At 69.4% G+C, this 17,362-nt stretch carries 24 protein-coding genes; 11 read left to right on the forward strand and 13 right to left on the reverse strand.

What is annotated here, in order from left to right:
- Window positions 1–62: 62 nt before the first annotated feature.
- Complete coding sequence (locus ACPW96_RS00705; RefSeq protein ID WP_425881648.1) at window positions 63–863, forward strand: SDR family oxidoreductase; 801 nt, start codon at window positions 63–65, stop codon at window positions 861–863.
- A 74-nt stretch (window positions 864–937) separates the two neighbouring features.
- Here ACPW96_RS00705 and ACPW96_RS00710 read toward each other — a convergent pair whose 3' ends face one another.
- From ACPW96_RS00710 to ACPW96_RS00720, 3 genes are read right to left on the reverse strand one after another with little or no spacing between them, the layout of a single operon-like run.
- Window positions 938–1,393 carry a DUF6325 family protein gene (locus ACPW96_RS00710; RefSeq protein ID WP_425881649.1) on the reverse strand — a complete coding sequence of 152 codons (456 nt, stop codon included), beginning with the start codon at window positions 1,391–1,393 and terminating at the stop codon, window positions 938–940.
- Complete coding sequence (locus ACPW96_RS00715) at window positions 1,393–1,548, reverse strand: hypothetical protein (RefSeq protein ID WP_425881650.1); 156 nt, start codon at window positions 1,546–1,548, stop codon at window positions 1,393–1,395. The genes ACPW96_RS00710 and ACPW96_RS00715 overlap by 1 nt, the downstream gene beginning before the upstream one ends.
- A 1-nt stretch (window position 1,549) precedes the next feature.
- The gene (locus ACPW96_RS00720; protein ID WP_425822641.1) at window positions 1,550–2,008 is read right to left on the reverse strand and encodes a DUF6325 family protein; all 459 of its coding nucleotides are present in this window, start codon (window positions 2,006–2,008) and stop codon (window positions 1,550–1,552) included.
- Between the two features lie 156 nt (window positions 2,009–2,164).
- On the opposite strand from ACPW96_RS00720, the gene ACPW96_RS00725 reads away from it, so the two are divergent.
- From ACPW96_RS00725 to ACPW96_RS00735, 3 genes are all read left to right on the forward strand, one after another.
- Window positions 2,165–2,920 carry a potassium channel family protein gene (locus tag ACPW96_RS00725; RefSeq protein ID WP_425822639.1) on the forward strand — a complete coding sequence of 252 codons (756 nt, stop codon included), beginning with the start codon at window positions 2,165–2,167 and terminating at the stop codon, window positions 2,918–2,920.
- A 217-nt stretch (window positions 2,921–3,137) separates the two neighbouring features.
- Window positions 3,138–3,428 carry a DUF6412 domain-containing protein gene (locus ACPW96_RS00730; RefSeq protein WP_425881651.1) on the forward strand — a complete coding sequence of 97 codons (291 nt, stop codon included), beginning with the start codon at window positions 3,138–3,140 and terminating at the stop codon, window positions 3,426–3,428.
- Window positions 3,429–3,535: 107 nt separating this feature from the next.
- Window positions 3,536–4,267 (forward strand): YidC/Oxa1 family membrane protein insertase, encoded by a 732-nt coding sequence (locus ACPW96_RS00735; protein WP_425881652.1) that lies wholly within the window; start codon window positions 3,536–3,538, stop codon window positions 4,265–4,267.
- Window positions 4,268–4,296: 29 nt separating this feature from the next.
- Here ACPW96_RS00735 and ACPW96_RS00740 read toward each other — a convergent pair whose 3' ends face one another.
- Genes ACPW96_RS00740 through ACPW96_RS00750 form a run of 3 tightly spaced genes read right to left on the reverse strand, consistent with a single transcriptional unit; the run spans window position 4,297 to window position 6,295 of the window.
- Complete coding sequence (locus ACPW96_RS00740; RefSeq protein WP_425822633.1) at window positions 4,297–4,515, reverse strand: hypothetical protein; 219 nt, start codon at window positions 4,513–4,515, stop codon at window positions 4,297–4,299.
- A gap of 59 nt (window positions 4,516–4,574) precedes the next feature.
- On the reverse strand, window positions 4,575–5,069 hold the full coding sequence (locus ACPW96_RS00745; protein WP_425881653.1) for a hypothetical protein: 495 nt from the start codon (window positions 5,067–5,069) through the stop codon (window positions 4,575–4,577).
- Window positions 5,066–6,295, reverse strand: a complete 1,230-nt coding sequence (locus ACPW96_RS00750; RefSeq protein WP_425822629.1) for a serine/threonine-protein kinase — start codon at window positions 6,293–6,295, stop codon at window positions 5,066–5,068. The genes ACPW96_RS00745 and ACPW96_RS00750 overlap by 4 nt, the downstream gene beginning before the upstream one ends.
- A gap of 273 nt (window positions 6,296–6,568) precedes the next feature.
- Between ACPW96_RS00750 and ACPW96_RS00755 the strand changes: the two genes are divergently transcribed.
- The 4 genes from ACPW96_RS00755 (at window position 6,569) to ACPW96_RS00770 (ending at window position 8,575) form a co-directional block, all read left to right on the forward strand.
- A complete protein-coding gene (locus ACPW96_RS00755; RefSeq protein WP_425822627.1) occupies window positions 6,569–7,252 on the forward strand; it encodes a hypothetical protein in 684 nt (227 codons plus the stop codon).
- Window positions 7,253–7,269: 17 nt separating this feature from the next.
- Complete coding sequence (locus ACPW96_RS00760; protein ID WP_425881654.1) at window positions 7,270–7,911, forward strand: class F sortase; 642 nt, start codon at window positions 7,270–7,272, stop codon at window positions 7,909–7,911.
- 141 nt (window positions 7,912–8,052) lie between these two features.
- Window positions 8,053–8,214 carry a hypothetical protein gene (locus ACPW96_RS00765; protein ID WP_425881655.1) on the forward strand — a complete coding sequence of 54 codons (162 nt, stop codon included), beginning with the start codon at window positions 8,053–8,055 and terminating at the stop codon, window positions 8,212–8,214.
- Window positions 8,207–8,575 carry a hypothetical protein gene (locus ACPW96_RS00770; RefSeq protein WP_425881656.1) on the forward strand — a complete coding sequence of 123 codons (369 nt, stop codon included), beginning with the start codon at window positions 8,207–8,209 and terminating at the stop codon, window positions 8,573–8,575. The genes ACPW96_RS00765 and ACPW96_RS00770 overlap by 8 nt, the downstream gene beginning before the upstream one ends.
- A 24-nt stretch (window positions 8,576–8,599) precedes the next feature.
- On the opposite strand, the gene ACPW96_RS00775 is transcribed toward ACPW96_RS00770, so the two are convergent.
- Window positions 8,600–8,953: a hypothetical protein gene (locus ACPW96_RS00775; RefSeq protein WP_425881657.1), complete on the reverse strand. Its 354-nt coding sequence runs from the start codon at window positions 8,951–8,953 to the stop codon at window positions 8,600–8,602.
- Between the two features lie 206 nt (window positions 8,954–9,159).
- On the opposite strand from ACPW96_RS00775, the gene ACPW96_RS00780 reads away from it, so the two are divergent.
- Entirely contained in the window at window positions 9,160–10,395 is a 1,236-nt protein-coding gene (locus ACPW96_RS00780; RefSeq protein WP_425822617.1) for an NAD(P)/FAD-dependent oxidoreductase, read from the forward strand.
- Window positions 10,396–10,427: 32 nt separating this feature from the next.
- On the opposite strand, the gene ACPW96_RS00785 is transcribed toward ACPW96_RS00780, so the two are convergent.
- The 5 genes from ACPW96_RS00785 to ACPW96_RS00805 all read right to left on the reverse strand — a co-directional run bounded on the left by ACPW96_RS00785 (window position 10,428) and on the right by ACPW96_RS00805 (window position 14,508).
- Entirely contained in the window at window positions 10,428–10,601 is a 174-nt protein-coding gene (locus ACPW96_RS00785) for a hypothetical protein (protein WP_425822615.1), read from the reverse strand.
- A 110-nt stretch (window positions 10,602–10,711) separates the two neighbouring features.
- Window positions 10,712–11,542: a DUF427 domain-containing protein gene (locus tag ACPW96_RS00790; RefSeq protein ID WP_425881658.1), complete on the reverse strand. Its 831-nt coding sequence runs from the start codon at window positions 11,540–11,542 to the stop codon at window positions 10,712–10,714.
- A gap of 53 nt (window positions 11,543–11,595) precedes the next feature.
- Window positions 11,596–12,435, reverse strand: coding sequence for an ADP-dependent NAD(P)H-hydrate dehydratase (locus ACPW96_RS00795; protein ID WP_425881659.1), 840 nt, complete (start codon window positions 12,433–12,435; stop codon window positions 11,596–11,598).
- Window positions 12,419–13,144, reverse strand: coding sequence for a histidine phosphatase family protein (locus ACPW96_RS00800; protein ID WP_425822609.1), 726 nt, complete (start codon window positions 13,142–13,144; stop codon window positions 12,419–12,421). The genes ACPW96_RS00795 and ACPW96_RS00800 overlap by 17 nt, the downstream gene beginning before the upstream one ends.
- Window positions 13,145–13,212: 68 nt before the next feature.
- Window positions 13,213–14,508, reverse strand: coding sequence for an endonuclease/exonuclease/phosphatase family protein (locus tag ACPW96_RS00805; RefSeq protein WP_425881660.1), 1,296 nt, complete (start codon window positions 14,506–14,508; stop codon window positions 13,213–13,215).
- Between the two features lie 145 nt (window positions 14,509–14,653).
- On the opposite strand from ACPW96_RS00805, the gene ACPW96_RS00810 reads away from it, so the two are divergent.
- Window positions 14,654–15,166 (forward strand): SRPBCC family protein, encoded by a 513-nt coding sequence (locus tag ACPW96_RS00810; protein WP_425881661.1) that lies wholly within the window; start codon window positions 14,654–14,656, stop codon window positions 15,164–15,166.
- 10 nt (window positions 15,167–15,176) lie between these two features.
- Here ACPW96_RS00810 and ACPW96_RS00815 read toward each other — a convergent pair whose 3' ends face one another.
- Window positions 15,177–15,965: a ZIP family metal transporter gene (locus ACPW96_RS00815; protein WP_425822603.1), complete on the reverse strand. Its 789-nt coding sequence runs from the start codon at window positions 15,963–15,965 to the stop codon at window positions 15,177–15,179.
- Between the two features lie 215 nt (window positions 15,966–16,180).
- On the opposite strand from ACPW96_RS00815, the gene ACPW96_RS00820 reads away from it, so the two are divergent.
- On the forward strand, window positions 16,181–17,233 hold the full coding sequence (locus ACPW96_RS00820) for a LacI family DNA-binding transcriptional regulator (protein WP_425822601.1): 1,053 nt from the start codon (window positions 16,181–16,183) through the stop codon (window positions 17,231–17,233).
- The last annotated feature ends 129 nt before the right edge of the window (window positions 17,234–17,362 follow it).

A 17,362-nucleotide genomic window follows, 5' to 3' on the forward strand; every position in this document is an offset into this window, starting at 1 on the left:
ACAGCGGCTCGCGCCCTGTCAACCCCGTATCGGGCTTTCGACGGGCCCGGCAAGGTCGCCGCATGACATTCACACCGACACGCGCAATCGTGACCGCCTCGGACTCGGGCATCGGCAAGGCGACCGCCGTCGCGCTCGCGGCCGGCGGCATGGACGTGGGCATCACGTGGCACACCGATGAGGAGGGCGCGCAGCAGACCGCCGAAGAGGTGCGCTCGTACGGCCGCAACGCCGTCGTGGCTCGCCTGGACACGAGCGACATCCCGGCGTGCGGCGATGTCGTCGATTCCCTCATCGGTGAGCTGGGCGGCCTCGACGTGTTCGTGAACAACGCGGGCACGGGCGACAATGCGCCCTTCCTGGAGCTGACCCTGGAGCAATGGCGCCACACCGTCTCGGTCGATCTGGAGGGCGCATTCATCTGCCTGCAGCGGGCCGCGCGGCACATGGTCGACGCCGGCCAAGAGGGACGCCTGATCGCCATCACGAGCGTGCACGAGCATCAGCCGCGCGTCGGATCCGCGGCATACGACGCCGCCAAGCACGGCCTCGGGGGTTTGATGAAGACGCTCGCGCTGGAGCTGGGCAGCAACGGCATCACCGCGAACTCGGTGGCCCCCGGCGAGATCGCCACCCCGATGACCGACCAGGAGGACGTCGATCCGCACGGTGTGGAACGACCCGGTGTGCCGCTCGGCCGGCCCGGCGACGCTCGGGAGATCGCGTCGGTCGTCGCGTTCCTCGCCTCCCCCGGTTCGTCGTACGTCACCGGGGCATCGTGGGTGGTCGACGGTGGGATGCTGCAGATGGGCCCGCAGGGCGGCTCCAACATCGAGAGCAACGACTGGCGCGAGGGCAAGTAGGCCGGCCCACCGACCGCGAAGGCCCGCAGGGCGTCTGTCGCACCTGCGGGCCTTCTGCGTTGTGTTCGGAGAGTTCAGCCGTCGCTGGAATCCTGGTCATCGCCCGCTGCGGCGGCGATGAGCGCCTGGATGGGAACGCGGCCACCACCGGCCAGTTGACCACCGGCTCGTCGGGCGGCTGATCCGAGCGGCGCCGCCCAGACATTCTCGTAGACGAGAACACCCGCGACGCTGCCCGGCCCCATCTCGATGGCCAGGTTGGCGAGATCCTCCGCTGCGAGAAGGTCCGCGAGCTGCAATTCCATTTGCACGATCTCATCGACTCCTCCGCCGTCCGACAGTTCCAGCACGTCGACGTCGCCGGCTTCGTCTTTCATGAGGAGCAGCACATCGAGCACCCGGATCGTGCCCGATTCCGAGAGCCGCACCAGCTCTTCTGCGATCTCCCCGGTGAAGTTCTGCTGGCCGGCCGGGAACTCGACCACCAAGTAGTCAACCGGTCCCAGTTCGTCGAGATTGATGTCACTCATCAGATGCGCCGGCGTCCGGGCGTCACCACTGCACCCACCACGGCCGCCTTGGCGAGAGGCGAAGGGCCCGGTTTGACCGCCGCGGTGACGACCGCGGCCCTGGCCACGGGGGCGCCGATCACGCCGACCCGTCCCACTCGTGCTGCTCTCAACATGTCAGGCTCCTGTCGTCTCGAGTGCGTCATCGGCCTCGATCGAGGCGATGATCGCTTGGATGGGGATGCGGCCGTTGGCGATCAGCTGCCCGCCGGCCCGCCGTGCGGCCGACGCGAACGGCGCCGCCCACAGGTTCTCGTACACCAGCACACCCGCGACGCTGCCCGGGTCCATCGCGTAGGCCAGATGCTCGACATCGTCGGCGGCAAGCAGCTCTGCCAGCTCGGTCTCGAGCTGCACGAGCGCGCCGAGCTCACCGGCATCCGAAAGCTCCATGGCGTCGACGCTGCCGTCGGCATCCTTCACCAGGATCAGGACATCGATCACACGGATCGTGCCCGCCTCCGAAAGCCGCACCAGCTCCTCCGCCAGCTCACCCGTGAAATTCTGCTGCCCCTCGGGGAACTCGACGACCAGATAGTCCACCGGTCCCAGCTCCGCCAGATCGTAGTCACTCATCTGTACCCGCCCTCCAACGCTCTCTTCACCACGCACGAGTGTGCAGGTCCATCGTCCCCACGCCGGCTGGCCGGCACATCACCTCATCTGTGTGATCACAGCGGAGGGGCGCGCGTGCGAGCAGGAGTGCTCCCATCGCTGTGCCAGAATCCAGGCATGGCGAGGCCGCGCGGAGAGCTGAAGAACACCAGTTATGAGATCTTCATTGGAGCGCTGTCGGCGCTCGCCATCGTGAACCTCGTGCTCGTGTTCGTGTTCCTCGCCGACCCGGACCTGCAGTTGGTGCTGGCGGTGATCGATGGGCTCTTGAGCCTCATCTTCTTCGGGGACTTCCTCTATCGACTCAAGACGGCACCAGCGCGCGGTCGGTACTTCTTCCGTAAGTTCGGATGGGCCGATCTCCTGTCGTGTATCCCATTCCCCGTGTTCAAGCTGCTGCGCGTCTTCCGCCTCGTCCAGGTGAATCAGCTGCTGGGCAAGAAGGGCGCTCGCGGCGTCTGGCGGACGATCATCAGAGACCGCGCGAACAGTGCGCTGCTCGTTCTGCTGCTGATGGGCATCCTCGTGCTGGAGTTCGGAAGCATCGGGATTCTGGCGATCGAGCAGTATGCACGAGGGGCGAACATCACCACCGCATCGGATGCGCTGTGGTTCACGATGGTCACCATTTCCACGGTCGGCTACGGAGACAAGTATCCGGTTACAAACGCCGGGAGACTGGTCGGTACGGTGATCATCATCGTGGGAGTGGGCATCTTCGGCACGTTCACCGGCTACCTCGCGAACCTCTTCCTCGCCCCTCGCAAGTCGGATGCCGTGGTCCTCGGCGCGTCCCCTGCGCCCGGCAGTCCGAGCGAGCCGGGCCCGGTATCCGACGACCCGGGCGCTGCACCGCCGACGCCGCCCGGCTGACTCCTTCCGGTTCGAGAACGACGACGCCGCCCGGCCTCTGCGCGGCGGCACTGCAGTTCCTGTCGGGCGCTGCGCGACTTTTCGGCGCTCGCGGCGATTTTCGCAGCGCGCGGGCGCGTGGGCGTGCGGGGCGGGAACCCGGCGCACCGGAACGGCCCTGGCCGCGAGGGGCGCCCGTTGGTAGCGTGAGGTGACCGACTGGATGAGGAGGTGCGGCGTGCTCCGGACGATCGCGGCCATGCCCTCCCTTCTCGCGTTCGCGCTGGCATCGGCCGGCCTGGTCTCCACCGGGGATGCCGGCACCGCCGTGGCGCTCGTTCTGGCATCCGTCGTCTTCGCCGTTCTCGCTCTTGTGCGGCGTGCACTTCCTGGCTCCGGTGGCCGGTCCGGCTCGCTCTCCTGTGCCCGTCGATCCATCGACATCTCCGTCGCTCTCACACAGAGCGATCCGGGCGCGCCCGGCCATTCCCGGCCTCGCGCTCCGGGCTTCGCGGCTTCGGCCGCTTAGGCACCGCGCGCTCGGTGTGCCCGCTCTGTGACGGGCGCCGTCGGTGTTCGTGGGGTGTTCGTGGCCGCTCCGCGCCCACGCCCACCCTCTCCCGATCGGACATCGTCTTGGACCCCTTCACCCTCGCACCGCTCGCTGCGCTGCTCGAAGCCGCTTCCGGCGCCCTGCTCTGGGTCGCCGCCACTCTCCAGCCCCTCACCGGAACGAGCGCGGCCGCCGCCGCTATCGTGCTGGTCACCCTGCTCGTGCGCGCGATGCTCGTACCGACGGGCATCGCGCAGGCCAAGGCCGATCAGACCAGGGCCCGGCTGGCACCCGGCCTGCGCGCCCTCCAGCGGCGCCACCGTGATGACCCAGAGCGCCTCCGTCGCGAGACGATGCGACTCTATGCCGACGAGAACGCGTCGCCGCTCACCGGATGCGCACCCATCCTGATCCAGGCGCCGATCATCGGCGTGCTCTACGCCGTCTTCCTGCACCCGTCCATCGCCGGCCACGCCAACGCGCTGCTGACCGCTGAACTCGGTGGAGTGCCGCTGGGCGCCAGCCTCGTGGGCACCCTCACCACCGGGGCCTCGGACCCGGCCACCTGCGCGCTCTTCGGGGCGATCGTCTTGATCATCGCGCTGGTCGCCGAGGGGACTCGACGCGCATTCCGGCCTGCGGATGACGCGGCCTCCGTTCCGGGACCGCTCAGGCTCGTCGGGGCACTGCAGTTCACGACGGCGGTGGTCGCCACGATGGTGCCGCTCGCCGCAGCGATCTACCTCGTCGTCACGGTGAGCTGGACGCTCGGTCAGCGCCTCGTGCTTCGCCGGATCTACCCGTTGCCCTCGTGAGGACGGCGGGTGCATCCAGGGTGCATCGTTTACAGCGCCGAGAGCCGCTCGCGCAGCTCGGCCACCTTTGCGCCATCCACCTGGCTCCCGGCCATCGCGAGCACCGAACTCGCCGACATGCCCCTCACCATCGACACCATGGGGTTATCGCTCATCCCCGGCACGACGTCATCCACGATCGCCTTCGCCTGCGGGTCATCGAGGATCTGACCGATCGTGGCGACGTCGAGGTTGAACTTTCCGGGCATGTGCTCTCCTTGGGATCGAACGAATAGTGGTGGCGGCGGGACAGCCGTCGGTTGCCGGACTAGCCCTTGCCTTTGCCCTTGCCCGGCTTGTCGTTGCCGTTGTCGCCGTTGCCGTTGCCGTTGTTGTTTCCAGGCCCCGAGTTCTCGTTGCCCGTGTCGGGCAGGCCGCCGGTGTCGGTACCGCCGGTGTCGACGGTCGTACCGCCCGTGTCGACCGGCGTCGGCTCTGGCTCCGGCGCGGGGGGCGGCTGAAGGTCCGCGCGCACCAGGTCGATCGCGCTCTGGATCGCCGCGGCGCGGGCGGGGCTGACGTCGCCGTTCGCGAGCGCACCGTCCAGCTGCGCCTGAAGCTGATCGAGAGTGGCGAGCGCCGCCGGGGAGTCGCCTGCGGCCGCGGACTCGGCGACGGAGACCACGCTCTGCTGCATCGTCTCCGCCACCGCGTGGGAGAGGTCCGTGGACGAGGGCGCACATCCGGTAAGGGCTCCGGCGACGATCGCGGCGGCGGCGAGCAGCGTGCCCAGCAGACCGGAGGCGAGCCGGCGCGGCGTCACGGTGTCACCTCATCGAGCAGCTGATCCAGGTGGGAGTCGAGCGGCTCCTCGAGCTGCGGAAGCGCCGGCGGTGCGGGCGGCGTCGATGCCGTGCCCGTCCACACGATGACCGCCACGATCAGCCCGGCGACGACGGCCGCCGCGGCGCCGAGAGCGATCCACAGGCGTCCGCGCCGGGACGCGCCCGCCGTGATCGGGTCACCCGAACGTGCGACGGACGGGGACACCGGCACCGCGAATTCCGCTCCGCGGGGCAGCAGCGCGGTCGCCGCGGTGAGCTGCCGCGGCACGGCTGTTGACGCGACGAAACCGTCCACCGCAGAGTCGCTGCCGACGGCATCTGCGTCGTCCGGCACGTAGCCCGTCACATCGGGCGGGACGTCGTCGTACTCGAGCTTGCGTGCGCGCGCGGCGACCTCGAGGGCCGTCGGCCGGTCCTGCGGATCGAGCGCCGTCATGGCGGTGAGCAGAGACCGCCACCGGTAGCCGAACGTCCCGGGGATCACCGGCGGCATCGACAGTCGTGCGGCGACCGCCTCGTGCGGGGACTGCTGCGGGAAAGCGCGCGTTCCCGTGAGCGATTCGATGAGAACGAGTCCCAGCGAGTAGATGTCGGATGCCGGCGTCGGCTCGGCGCCGCGCACCTGTTCCGGGGCGATGTAGGCGGCCGTGCCCATCGCCATGCCCGGCGTCGTGACGCGCGCCGTGTCGACGAGGTAGGCGATGCCGAAGTCGGCCAGGATGGCGCGGAAGCTGTGGTCGGAGATGAGCGGCGGGCGGAGGAGCACGTTCGACGGCTTCACGTCGCGGTGCACGATGCCCGCGGCGTGTGCGACGTGCAGCGCCTCGCCCAGATCCGCGCCGAGGGCCGCGACGTCGATCGGCGCGATCGGTCCCTGTTCGATGCGGGCCTCGAGGGTGCCGCCGTCGACGTACTCCATCACGAGGTAGGCGCCGTCGTCGTTGGACAGATGGGCGTCGAAGAGGGTCACGAGCGCCGGGTGACTGAGCGAGGCGAGCAGCCGCTTCTCGGACTCGCGCCGCACGACATCCGCCGATCCGGCTGCGCCGGGATGGAAAGCCTTGATCGCGACGGTGCGACCGAGCGTCTCGTCCGTCGCACGGTACACGGACGCCATCCCCCCGGTGCCGATGAGCTGCTCCAGGCGGTAGCGTCCATCGAGCAGCTCCCCCACGGCGGCGCTCGAGAAACTCACGTCAGTCATCTACTCCAGCATCTCCGACCGGACTTCAACCGGTAAAGCCATTGACAGCGCCCCGTGCGCGTGCTTCATGCCGCGGTAGGAGCGTGTTACGTCTCCGCCCGGTCCCCGGTTGCGTGTCGCGGCATATTCCGTTGTAGCCTCGGGGTGCACCACAGATCCATCGCACCATCCACTTTCAGGGCAAGACCTCGCCGGTCGAGACACCCCGCAAGGATTGCGGTACGTTCTGCGTTGCTCCGCCCTGTCTTCGCACACCTACAGGGGGGAACAACTGTGCATACATCCAAGGGGTTCGCGGCGCGCCGCGGACCAGCCAAGCTGGCGGCCGTCGCGGTCGCCGGATCGGTGCTTCTGGCACTGGCGGGCGGCGCCTCGGCGTCGGCGGCAGAGCCGATCACCGGCGAGGGCACCGTCACCATCGCCTTCACGGATGAGGGGGCAACCGTCTCCGTCATCACGACGAACACCTCCGCGGTGGACGCATACGCATCCGCAACGATCGGAGCGCCGGACGGCGAGATCTTCGACTTCGGGCCGAGCGAGTATGCCCCCGGTGAGACGAGAGTGTTCACCGCGGAACTTCCGGGCTACACCTGCGCGGACCTCGGCAGGGTGACGGCGACGGCGTTCGGATCGGACGTTCCGGGTGACGGCACCTTCGAGTACACGTCGGGCCCGGTCCGCTTCCCGGACCCGCGGATCACCGTCACGGGCTGCGACGCGCCGCCGCCGCCCCCGCCGGTCGACCCGGGCACGCCGCCCGCACCCGGCGCGGCGCCCGCAGCCCCGGTTCACCCCGTCGCCGTGGCGGCGCCCGGCACGAACAAGCTGCCGTCGAGCCAGACCGACGGAGCCCTCGTGGCCTCTTCGTGGCCGGCGCTCACGATCGCCGGCATCGTCGGCGTGATGGCCGTGCTGCTGTCGGCCGGCCTGTTCCAGTGGGCTCGGCGAAACTGAGATCGAGCGCGATGAGGGTGGCGGTCGCTCTGGCGTCCGCCGCCCTCGTCGGCACGCTCGCCGGTTGTGCGACGCCGCCGCCCGAGAACATCTCTCAGCGGGCGAATGACGCCGCCTCGCCGTCCGCCACGCAGGGCGCATCTGCGGCCTCGCCGAACCTCGGCGCTCCGACGGCGGCCGTGCCGGTCGGGCCCCCCACGCACCTCACCTTTCCTGCCGCAGGGATCGACGGCGGCGTCGAGGAGTACACCGCTGCCGACGCAGAGGCGGACGGCGGTATCAACCCACCGCGCCTCGATTCCATCTCGTGGTACTCCGGCATCGAAGATGCGCTGGCAGGCAGCCACGCGACGAACACGGTGTACCTGTTCGGACATACGTGGACGCAGCCGGCCGTCTTCAACGGACTTCGCGACGTCGAGATCGGCGACGAGGCGACCGTCACGACCCGATACGGTGTCATGACCTACAGCGTCAACGACATCATCACGATGTCGAAGTCGGACTTCTCCGAAGACCCGCGCGTCGCGGCGATCGTTCCCGGTCGGCTCGCACTCGTCAGCTGCTTCCGCCCCAACGGGCTGGATGCCGACGCCCATGCCCCGGACAACATCGTGGTGTTCATGCAGCTCGTCGGAGCGCGGCCGCTGAGCGGCTAGCTCGGGGCCGCGGAGTCGCCTCGACGCGCCGAACCACCGAGTCGGCTTCTGTCAACCCCCCGACGTGCACGCGCTCGTCGTCGCACAATGGGTACGCAGAGTCGAAAGCCCTGCCACTGCTACGACGACGAGGTGAGCGCGGTGGACAACGGAGCTGTGAAGAGGAAAGACAGCGACCCTGGCCGTTCCTGGACGAATTCCCTTGCGGAGGACGACCTGATGGATGCGGCCGACGAGTTCGAGGACGCGCTGCGCGAGGAGCTGCTGCGCACGGGCGTCATCGAAGTATGGCCCGGTGGTTGAGATGCACCGGACGATGTCGTCCGATGCCTTCGAGCTGCGTCGCGTCGACGATACGCGGTGGCAGATCGAGAACCACGTCTTCGGACCGGGCGACCCGGGATACACCGTCGCGCGGCTGCACGAGCCGGACGAATGCCATGTCGAGGTCGAATGGCTCCAGCCTGTCCACCTGCAGACCCGCTACGCCACGGCCTTCGACGCGCTCGATGACCTCATCCGATGGACCGAGCAGCGCCGCGGAAGCGAGCGGCCGACGCACATCGCCCACTTTCCGCCCACCGGTCCGACGGTGGTGCAGAACGGCTACGACGGGCGGGTGCCGACGGACGGCCAGCGGACATCAGGGATGAGCGGCCGGTAGGAAGTCACTTCGTGTGCCCTCACATCAGAGGGCCTGCGGGGGCCCGATGTGCAGGTGACCCGTGTCGACGGCGTGATGGTCTTCGGGCGGTTCGGGCACGACATAGAGCCCCGCCGGCGAATTCGCCGTGAACATCAGCGCGTCGACCCAGGCGCGATTGATCTGCGGCCGGCCGCCGCCGTAGAACTTGTAGGCGATCGAGCACCGCGGATGGACCCACACCGTCGTCCGCCCGTCGCCGATGCTCTGGTCGTCCTTCCACGAGAAGTGGAACGATTCGCCACGGCGCAGCTTCGCCCCGATGACGACCTGCAGGTGCGCGAGCAGACGGTCCTCGAAGTCGATCTTGACGATTGCGTCGTAGGTGAACCTGCCCATGGCGATTCTCCCAGCGTCGGGGCGGCTGTTGCCCTCATCCTCCTCCTTTCCGCCGCCGAATGTGGGGTCTCCGTGTATTTGGCCATCGCCTCCCGCCGGGGAGCACGGATGGCGGCATCCGGCACCCTGCCCGAAGTGCTTCTACCGCGAGCCCGTGCCCCGCGCAAGCCATGGCGGGCGTCGCCGTCCTCACCTATCGTCGGCGCATGCCGAAGCTTCATGGGTCGACGGAGAGCGCACATCGGGACGATCATCATCGCGTCCTGGTGATCGGCGGCGGCAACGCGGGGCTTTCGGTCGCGGGGCGGCTGCGTCGCTACGGGGTGGAGGACATCGCGGTGGTCGAACCGCGGGAGCACCACCTCTACCAGCCGCTCTTCTCGCACGTCGCGGGCGGAACGGCACGCGCGAGCATGGCCGTGCGGCCGCAGGAGAAGGCGCTGCCGAAGGGCGTCGAGTGGATCAAGGACTCCGCTGTCGGGATCGAACCCGAATCCAGCGCTCTGATGCTCGCCACCGGACGTCGCCTCACGTATGACCACGTCATCGTCTGCCCGGGCATCCACAAGGACTGGGATGCCGTCCCCGGTCTGCCTTCAGCCATGCACTCGCCCGCCGGCGCCTCGCACTACGCGATCGAACTGGCCGTGAAATCGTCGGAGCTGCTGCGTGGCTTGCGCCGGGGAACCGCCGTCTTCACGCAGCCACCGGGGCCCGCCACCTGCGCCGGCGCCTCCCAGAAGCCGATGTACCTCGCCTGCGACTACTGGCGGGCCACCGGTGTGCTGAAGGACATCCGCGTCGTTCTCGTCGTACCCGACGCGACCCTGTTCGGCATCCCCGAGATCGATCGCGAGCTCGAACGGAAGATCGAGGAGTACGGCATCGAGGTGCACTTCGAGACCGAGCTGATCGGGGTCGACCCCGACGCGCAGGCCGTCGTGCTGCGCAGGATCGGCGGAGGCCGCGCCGATCGGGTGAACTACGACGTTCTCAATGTCGTGCCGCCGCAGTCTGCACCGGGGTGGATCAAGAGGAGCAGTCTCCCCTCCCCCGACAGCGCGGACGGCTTCGTCGAGGTCGACCCGCGCACCCTGCGGCACGTCCGGTACCCGAACGTGTGGTCGCTCGGAGATGCGGCGGCGACCACGAACTCGAAGTCGGGCGGGGCCCTGCGAAAGCAGACGCTCACACTCGCGCAGAACCTCCTTGCGGTGCTGAACGGCGAAGAGCCGAGCACGCAGTACGACGGCTATTCGGTGTGCCCGTTCACGGTGTCGCGCTCGAGCGTCGTGTTCGCCGAGTTCGACGACCGGTATCGACTGCGGCCCACGATCCCGTTCTGGAGAACGCTGTACCGGGAACGCCGGCTCACCTGGGTGTTCGATCGGCACATCCTGCCGTGGGTCTACTGGCACATGATCCTGAAGGGCCGCGCCTGACGCACGTTCAGGTCGGGGTGGAGCCCGTCCTGTCAGTCGTCGTAGTCCGCCGACGTCACATCCTCGCCCTCGGACTCGGCCGGACGGTCCGGGTCCTCGCCCTCGGCCTGTGAGGGGTGGCCGTCGATGGGCTCGACCGACGCGTCCGCGGGGCGATCCGGATCTTCGCCCTCGGCCTGGCTGGGCTTTTCGGCGTTTCTGTCCATGAGCGTGAAGGTCCTTTCACTTCGACGAGTCGTGCGGAGAGAACCCAAGCCTGCCCTCAACGTCGGGGTGACGCGAGGGGCTTGCGACCCGGGGGGAATCCGCACATCCGTCACGACCACGGGGTGACGGGCCGCTCGATGTCGACGCCGTCCACGTTCAGATCGAGCCGTTCGGTCAGGAAGGCGATGAGGCCTGCGACCGGGAGCGCGTCGTGCAGGGGATGCTCGTAGGACCAGGCGACGTCCGGCGACGAGACGCCGTCGATCTCGGCGCTCCAGTATGACGCGAGGCCCTTGTAGGCGCAGACGGTGTGGCGCTCGCTCGCCCGCAGCAGCTCCATGCGCACGTCTTCCCGCGGCAGGTAGAAGCGCATGGGCAGCGGCGTCTCGAACAGCAGCGTGGGTGCGGAGCTGTCGGCCAGGACGCGCCCGTTCAGGGAGACGATGACGTGCCGCGTGCTCGGGAGGCAGTCGATGCGGTCGAACGGGTCGTGCGGGTGGCCGAGAACCGGCTGCTCCTCTTCGTACCACTGCGTGAAGGCGGACCAGTCGAGCACGACGTATCCCGAGAGGTCCGGGTCGTCCGGCCGGAACGCCGCTCCGGACAGCTCGCCGGACGCGGTGCGGATGCTCAGGGGAGTCCCCGGACACGAGTGGACGGTGAACGGGGTACTCGGATCGAGCACGGGCGGCCCGTCCGCGCCGATCCGCACACCGTGCTCTGCCCCGACCGGTCCCTCGTAGGGCACCAGTTCTCCGGCGATGTGCTCGTCGGGCACGGCATAGCAGGGGACGACCCGCCGCGGCTCCCACACGACGACCGCGCGCCGGGTGTCGACGATCACCTCTCCGTCGGACTCCGCCCGGATCCACTTGTCGATCGCATGCATCCGGAGCTCGGGCAGGATGCCCGCCATCAGTTCGCCCATTCGAGTAGCCACGCGGGCATTCTGCTCGCCGCGGCGCGGGAAGGCAACGGATCGGGCGAGCGCGCTCAGCCCAGCGCCTCGCGCACGGCCAGCGTGAGCTCGGGCGGGATCTCCCGTGCCAGGAATCCGATGCCTGTGCGCTCGGTGAGGCGGTCGCCGGCGCGGGCGTGCGCCCAGCTTCCCCACACTGCCGCGCGCGCGGCATCCACCCCGCGTGCGGCGAAACCGGCGATCGCGCCCGCGAGCACGTCGCCGCTGCCCGACGTGCCGAGCCCCGGTCCGCCACCTGGTACGTTCCACGACTCCCCCGCGGCCGTGACCACCAGGCCGTAGCAGTTGACAACGGCGTCGTAGCGCCGGGCGATCTCGACCAGATCGGCTACCCGGTCCTCCCCCGGTTCGCGCTCGAGCAGGATCGCAGCCTCTTCGACATTGGGATTGAGCATCAGGGTCGCCGGCAGCCGGCCGCGATCGATGCCCGGCAGAACGCCGAGCGCATACGCGTCGAGCACGAGACAGCTCAGGCCGGCATCGGCGACGGCGAGCAGGGTGTCACGCGTCTCGTCGGCGTCGTCGAAGCCCGGTCCCACCAGCACCGCGTCCGCTGATGCGAGCTCCTCGCGGAGGCCGCCCTCGATGGGATCGGTCGCCCTCTCCGGAAGGGGAAGCACCGCGGCCTCGGGCATCTGCACCCCGAGCTGGCCCTCGACAGACGCCGAGACGACCAGCCCGAGACGGCCGGCGCCGACCCGCAGGGCAGCCTCGCCCGCCAGCAGCACGGCACCGGGTGAGCGCCGCGATCCGCCGACCACCATCACCCTGCCCCTCGACTTCTTGGAGTCGCCCGGATCCGGCAGCCCCCACTCCCGGAGGAGTGCGGGCGTCACGTCAGTCGGGCTGGACATCGGGGTTCCCGGGGTGCACCGTGACGCGGGCGCCTTCGCGCTGGAGGTGTCCGACCTCCGAGAACTCGGCGAGCTCCCATCCGGCGTCCGTGCGCACGAGGTGCGTCACCGACGCATTCAGCACGGTGTGGGATGCCGCGAACGCCAGCAGCTGCTCCTCTTCCATCGGCAGCAGCAGGTACAGGAAGAGCATCACGATCGCGTCGTGGGCGACGACGAGGGCGCTCCCGCCAGGCCCCGCCAGCGCGTCGCTCAGAAACGAACGAAGCCGCAGCGCGACATCCGCCCATGACTCGCCGCCGGGCGGCCGGTGGTAGAACTTGCCGAGGTGCCTGCGTCGCTCGGCCTCTTCTGGGTGAAGGCGCGCAACGCCCCGCCTGGTGAGCAGATCGAGGATGCCGAGCTCGCGGTCACGCAGCCGTTCGTCCACCGCGACGGCGGCCGGCGACGGACTGTCACCGAGGGCGATGGCGAGCGTCTGACGGGCTCGCATGTACGGCGACACCCAGAACACGTCGATGGCTGATCGATGTTCCGCGAGCCATGTGCCCAGGGCGTCCGCCTGGTCCTCGCCCGTGTGGGAGAGAGGAACGTCGGCATCCCGGATGTCGAGGGGGATGACGTCGAGGCCCTCGAGGTCCGCGCGCGTGGCGGCCTCGTTCCCCACGCTCTCCCCGTGTCGTACCAGCCACAGCTGTGTCACCGCCATGCGGTCACCGTACGGGGGCGGCGCGGGCGATGATACCCATTGACAACACTCGCGCCCGCCTGCGACTCCTAGAGTCGGAAGCGGGGAACCCGCACGTCGACCCACACCAGCCGGTGATCGCTGCTCGGGAACGGGAAGACGCCCGTCAACCGGAACAGCGGGTCGGCCTGCTCGGGCCAGAACACGCCGGCGTCCGTGACGCGAAGGGCCCGCGAGGGAAGCACGTAGTCGGCGCGGAGGTTTCCGGGCGCGGTGTCGGCGAAGTCCGCCGTGTCGTACTTCGGATCACCCTGATGGGTCGCATTCGCGCCACCCTGCACGGCCGACGCCTCGACCGCCCCGGACGACGTGGGCAGCGGATCCTGGATGCGCCAGTTCTCCAGCAGCTGGTCGATGGCGGTATCCACCGAGTCGCCGTCCCGGGGGTCGGCGTTCTGATCGCCGAGGATGACGAAGGAATCCTTCAGCGTGAGTCCGCCCTTCCGGCCCGCGTCATCGACGATGTACCCGGACCGCGGAGACGAGATGTAGTCCGCCCAGAACCGGATCTCATCGTGATTGCGGCGACCGTTGCGGTCCTCCGGCCCGTCGAAGGTGGGCGGGGTCGGATGCGACGCGAGCACGTGCACCGTATGGGGCCCCACCGTGACGGGAACGTCCCAGTGGGACTTGCTCGAGAGCCGCACGACCGCGAGCTCTTCGGGTGTGAACCAGTCGTTCGGCGCGGCCGTGGCCGGGTCGTCCGGCACCAGCGCACCGGGCATGTCCCTCCACAGGAAGTTCTGGAAGGTGCGCACGTTCTCGGTCTGGATCGGGTGCCTGGAGAGCACGACCATGCCGTACTGACCGGGGAACAGGCCGAAGCCGAAGGCGTCGTCTCCGCCGCCCACCGTGCCGTCGTTGTTCAAGTCGTACCCGCTCGGGAGGCCCGTGTTCGACGGTGCGACGAACGCATACGGGTAGGAGACCGCCGGCGCGCCGTTCTGCGACACCTGCAGGTAGTTCTGCCGGAAGAGGTCGACCGCGACCCCCGCCTCGACGTAGTCGAACTCGTTGAGCAGCACGATGTCCGGGGCGGCGCGCTGGATCACCTCCGCCACCGTCTTCGCCTGCTCATCATCCGGCGTGGACAGGTCGGTGACGAGCTGGCCGGCGGCACCCCGGTTGAGCGACAGATTGTAGGTCGCGACCCGCAGCGGCTTCTGCTGGTAGATGAGGTCGCCCAGCCCATGCGCCCGAGCCGGGAGCGTGGCCGGAACCGCGGACGAGGCCGAGGCGGGACCTGCTCCCGCGAGGGCGGCGAGAACAAGGGCGCCCGACGCGGCGGTGGCCAGGAACGGGCGGAATCGAGCGGAACGGGGCATGGGGCTCCTTCGTGTGCGACATTGCCGACGGTGCTCCCACGCTAGGCGGCGGTGGTGTCGAGCGGAAGAACGTCCGGGGAATCATTCCCCTCCGCGCCGACAGGAGGCCTTCCGGCTGGCAGTCGCGAGGAATATCGTCGGGGGCATGACAGCCGAAACGCCTCCCCCGGGCGAACTCGAACTCGTGGCGGTGCGCGACCTCCCGGCGGCCCCCGCCGAGGCGTGGAGATCCTGGACCGACCCGGAGCTGCTGCACCGGTGGTGGGGCCCTACGGGATTCACGTGCCCCACCGCCCGGATGGACGTGCGGGTCGGCGGCACCTCCGTGGTATCGATGGCCGCGCCCGAGCTCGGTTTCCCCGAGATGTTCAGTGCGTGGACCTACACGCTCATCGTGGAGCCGCGGCGGCTCGAGTTCGAATTCCGCTTCTCGGATGCCGAAGGCCTGCCACTCGATCCGCAGGCGGCCGGAGCGCCGCCGGGCGTGCCCGCGGTGGTGCACCACGCCATTTCGTTCGACGAGCTCGGCGATGGGCGCACGCGGATGACGGTGCGGGAGAGCGGGTACACGACCCCGGAGCCGATCGAGCTGTCGCGGCAGGGTCTCGAGCAGTCACTGGACAAGCTCGTTCCGCTGTTCGGCGAAGACCCTCGCTGACCGACCGCGCTCACGCGAGCGACAGCACGAAGGACAGCACGAAACCGGCCGCGGTGCTCAGCGCCACGGCCGGACCGCCGTGCTCGAACGCCTCGGGCATCAGGGTGTCGGCGAGCGAGGCGATGACGGCTCCGGCGGCGAAGGCCAGGGGCAGCGAGACCACCGCGGGGTCGCTGCCCACGAGCAGTTCGGCGCCGACGACGACGGCGAGCGTGAGCAGCACCGCGCACGCCGTCCACAGGCCGAGCACCTGCGCGGTCGAGCGGCCCTGCTCCTTCATGGATGCCGCTCCGACGAGGGCCTCTGGGAAGTTGGAGACGAAGATGGCCGCCAGCAGCGCGATGCCCCCGGTGCCTTCGGTCAGCGAGATGCCGAGGGCCAGGTTCTCCGGAACGCCGTCGAGGGTGACAGCCGCCAGCAGCGCGAGCCCGGCGGCTCCCCGTTTCGTCGCCGCGGTCGCAGGGCGATCCTCCGCCGCGGCATCCGTATCGAGCTTGGCGCTGCCCGGGTACTCGTCGGCCGGGCGGGAGGAGCCCGCCTGTGCCCAGCGGTCGAGCAGTGCGCTCAGCACGGTGAAGACGATGGCCCCTGCGAACAGGCCTCCGGCTGCGAGCCAGATGCCGCCGCGCTCGTAGGAGTCCTCGAAGAGCTCGAAGCTCAGCGCCGTGATGAGCGCCCCGGCGGCGAACGACAGCATGATCGCGAGGAGCCGCTTGGGAAGCTCGAAACGCACCCCTATGGCGGCACCGATGATCAGTGCACTCGATGCGATGGCACCGAACGCGAGGGTTCCCCACATGCTGTCCCCTATTCGCCTTCTCGGTATGGCGTGGTCGGATCTTCGGTCCCGCACGAACCCGCTCATGCTGTCACCGGGTTCTACGCACGACAAGGGGGTTGCCGTCCGCCTGCCGGATCCGGTTCGCGAGCGCCCCGACGTCGCCGGGTAGAGTCCCTACCACCGACGCCGTATTGCAGGCGCGGTGGACGCGGGGGCGGATCGGGGTGCATCGGATGGGCGAGTACGAGTCGGCGGATGCCGTGCGCGCGGCGTCGGGCACGCCGTCGTCCAAGCCGGCGACCATCTACGATGTCGCCCGTCTCGCCGGGGTGTCGCATCAGACCGTCAGCCGTCACCTGCGGGGGTTCCCCGGCATCCGGCCGGAAACGCGGGAGCGCGTGGCGCGCGCCCTCCAGGTTCTGGACTACCGGCCCAACATGACGGCACGCACCCTCGCCACCAGCCGCTCGCACCGCGTCGGAGCGCTCACGCAGGAGATCGGTCAGGTGGGCCCCAGCAAGATCGTGGAGGGCGCGAGCGCCGGCGCCCGCGAGGCCGGTTACCTGCTCGACATCGTCACGCTCGATGTGGAGGACCCCGAAGCGGTGCAGGAGGCCCTCGTCCTGATCATGCAGCAGGACATCGCGGGTCTCCTGGCATTCACCTCGACCGACGTGATGACGCGGGCGTTCGACGACGCGTCGATCCGCGTTCCCACCCTCATCGAAGCCGAGGACGACGATGCGATCGGCGGTCACCCCGCCACGCGCAATTTCGTCGGCCTGCGGCTGGTGGTCGACCACCTGGTCTCGCTCGGCCATCGGCGGTTCTTCCACATCGCGGGGCCGCTCGGCTGGGTGTCCGCGCGCAATCGCGAGCTCTCCTACGAGCGGGCCCTCGCCGCGCACGGCATCACATCGCTCGGGACGGCGCACGGTGACTGGTCGGCCGAGTCCGGGTTTCGCGCCGCCGAGCGCCTTCCAGCACATCTCGGAGCCACCGCCCTCGTGGTCGCGAACGACCAGATGGCCCTGGGCGCCATGCTCGCCCTCGAGCGCCGGGGATTGCACGTGCCGGGGGATGTCAGCGTCACGGGGTTCGACGACATCCCCGAGGCGGGCTACTACCGCCCGCCGCTCACCACCGTCCGTCTGGACTTCGACCTGCAGGGACGCGCGGCATTCCGCCGGCTGCTGCGGCTGATCGAGGGGCCGTCGGTGCAGCCCGCGCCGCTCGCGACCGCCGAATTCATCCTGCGCGAGTCCACCGGTCCCGCGCGCGGCTGACCCGGGACCGGCCCGTGGTGCGGCTTGGTGGCGCCGCCCGGCCCGGCGCTTACATCGTTGTTACCGGTAACAAACCGGTAACGAAGTCTTGTTACCGGTAACAAACCCCGATAGTTTCCTCGCAACCGT

This window comes from Micromonospora sp. DT81.3 (assembly GCF_049847225.1).
Classification (GTDB): domain Bacteria; phylum Actinomycetota; class Actinomycetes; order Actinomycetales; family Microbacteriaceae; genus Microbacterium.

What these genes read in the sequence shown, in the direction of transcription:
- ACPW96_RS00705 (WP_425881648.1), top strand. Translation starts at nt 63, where the DNA reads ATGACATTCACACCGACACGCGCAATCGTGACCGCCTCGGACTCGGGC.
- ACPW96_RS00800 (WP_425822609.1), bottom strand. Translation starts at nt 13,144, where the DNA reads ATGGCGGTGACACAGCTGTGGCTGGTACGACACGGGGAGAGCGTGGGG.
- ACPW96_RS00810 (WP_425881661.1), top strand. Translation starts at nt 14,654, where the DNA reads ATGACAGCCGAAACGCCTCCCCCGGGCGAACTCGAACTCGTGGCGGTG.
- ACPW96_RS00775 (WP_425881657.1), bottom strand. Translation starts at nt 8,953, where the DNA reads ATGGGCAGGTTCACCTACGACGCAATCGTCAAGATCGACTTCGAGGAC.
- ACPW96_RS00725 (WP_425822639.1), top strand. Translation starts at nt 2,165, where the DNA reads ATGGCGAGGCCGCGCGGAGAGCTGAAGAACACCAGTTATGAGATCTTC.
- ACPW96_RS00795 (WP_425881659.1), bottom strand. Translation starts at nt 12,435, where the DNA reads ATGTCCAGCCCGACTGACGTGACGCCCGCACTCCTCCGGGAGTGGGGG.
- ACPW96_RS00805 (WP_425881660.1), bottom strand. Translation starts at nt 14,508, where the DNA reads ATGCCCCGTTCCGCTCGATTCCGCCCGTTCCTGGCCACCGCCGCGTCG.
- ACPW96_RS00750 (WP_425822629.1), bottom strand. Translation starts at nt 6,295, where the DNA reads ATGACTGACGTGAGTTTCTCGAGCGCCGCCGTGGGGGAGCTGCTCGAT.
- ACPW96_RS00780 (WP_425822617.1), top strand. Translation starts at nt 9,160, where the DNA reads ATGCCGAAGCTTCATGGGTCGACGGAGAGCGCACATCGGGACGATCAT.
- ACPW96_RS00815 (WP_425822603.1), bottom strand. Translation starts at nt 15,965, where the DNA reads ATGTGGGGAACCCTCGCGTTCGGTGCCATCGCATCGAGTGCACTGATC.
- ACPW96_RS00715 (WP_425881650.1), bottom strand. Translation starts at nt 1,548, where the DNA reads ATGTTGAGAGCAGCACGAGTGGGACGGGTCGGCGTGATCGGCGCCCCC.
- ACPW96_RS00785 (WP_425822615.1), bottom strand. Translation starts at nt 10,601, where the DNA reads ATGGACAGAAACGCCGAAAAGCCCAGCCAGGCCGAGGGCGAAGATCCG.
- ACPW96_RS00720 (WP_425822641.1), bottom strand. Translation starts at nt 2,008, where the DNA reads ATGAGTGACTACGATCTGGCGGAGCTGGGACCGGTGGACTATCTGGTC.
- ACPW96_RS00820 (WP_425822601.1), top strand. Translation starts at nt 16,181, where the DNA reads ATGGGCGAGTACGAGTCGGCGGATGCCGTGCGCGCGGCGTCGGGCACG.
- ACPW96_RS00740 (WP_425822633.1), bottom strand. Translation starts at nt 4,515, where the DNA reads ATGCCCGGAAAGTTCAACCTCGACGTCGCCACGATCGGTCAGATCCTC.
- ACPW96_RS00710 (WP_425881649.1), bottom strand. Translation starts at nt 1,393, where the DNA reads ATGAGTGACATCAATCTCGACGAACTGGGACCGGTTGACTACTTGGTG.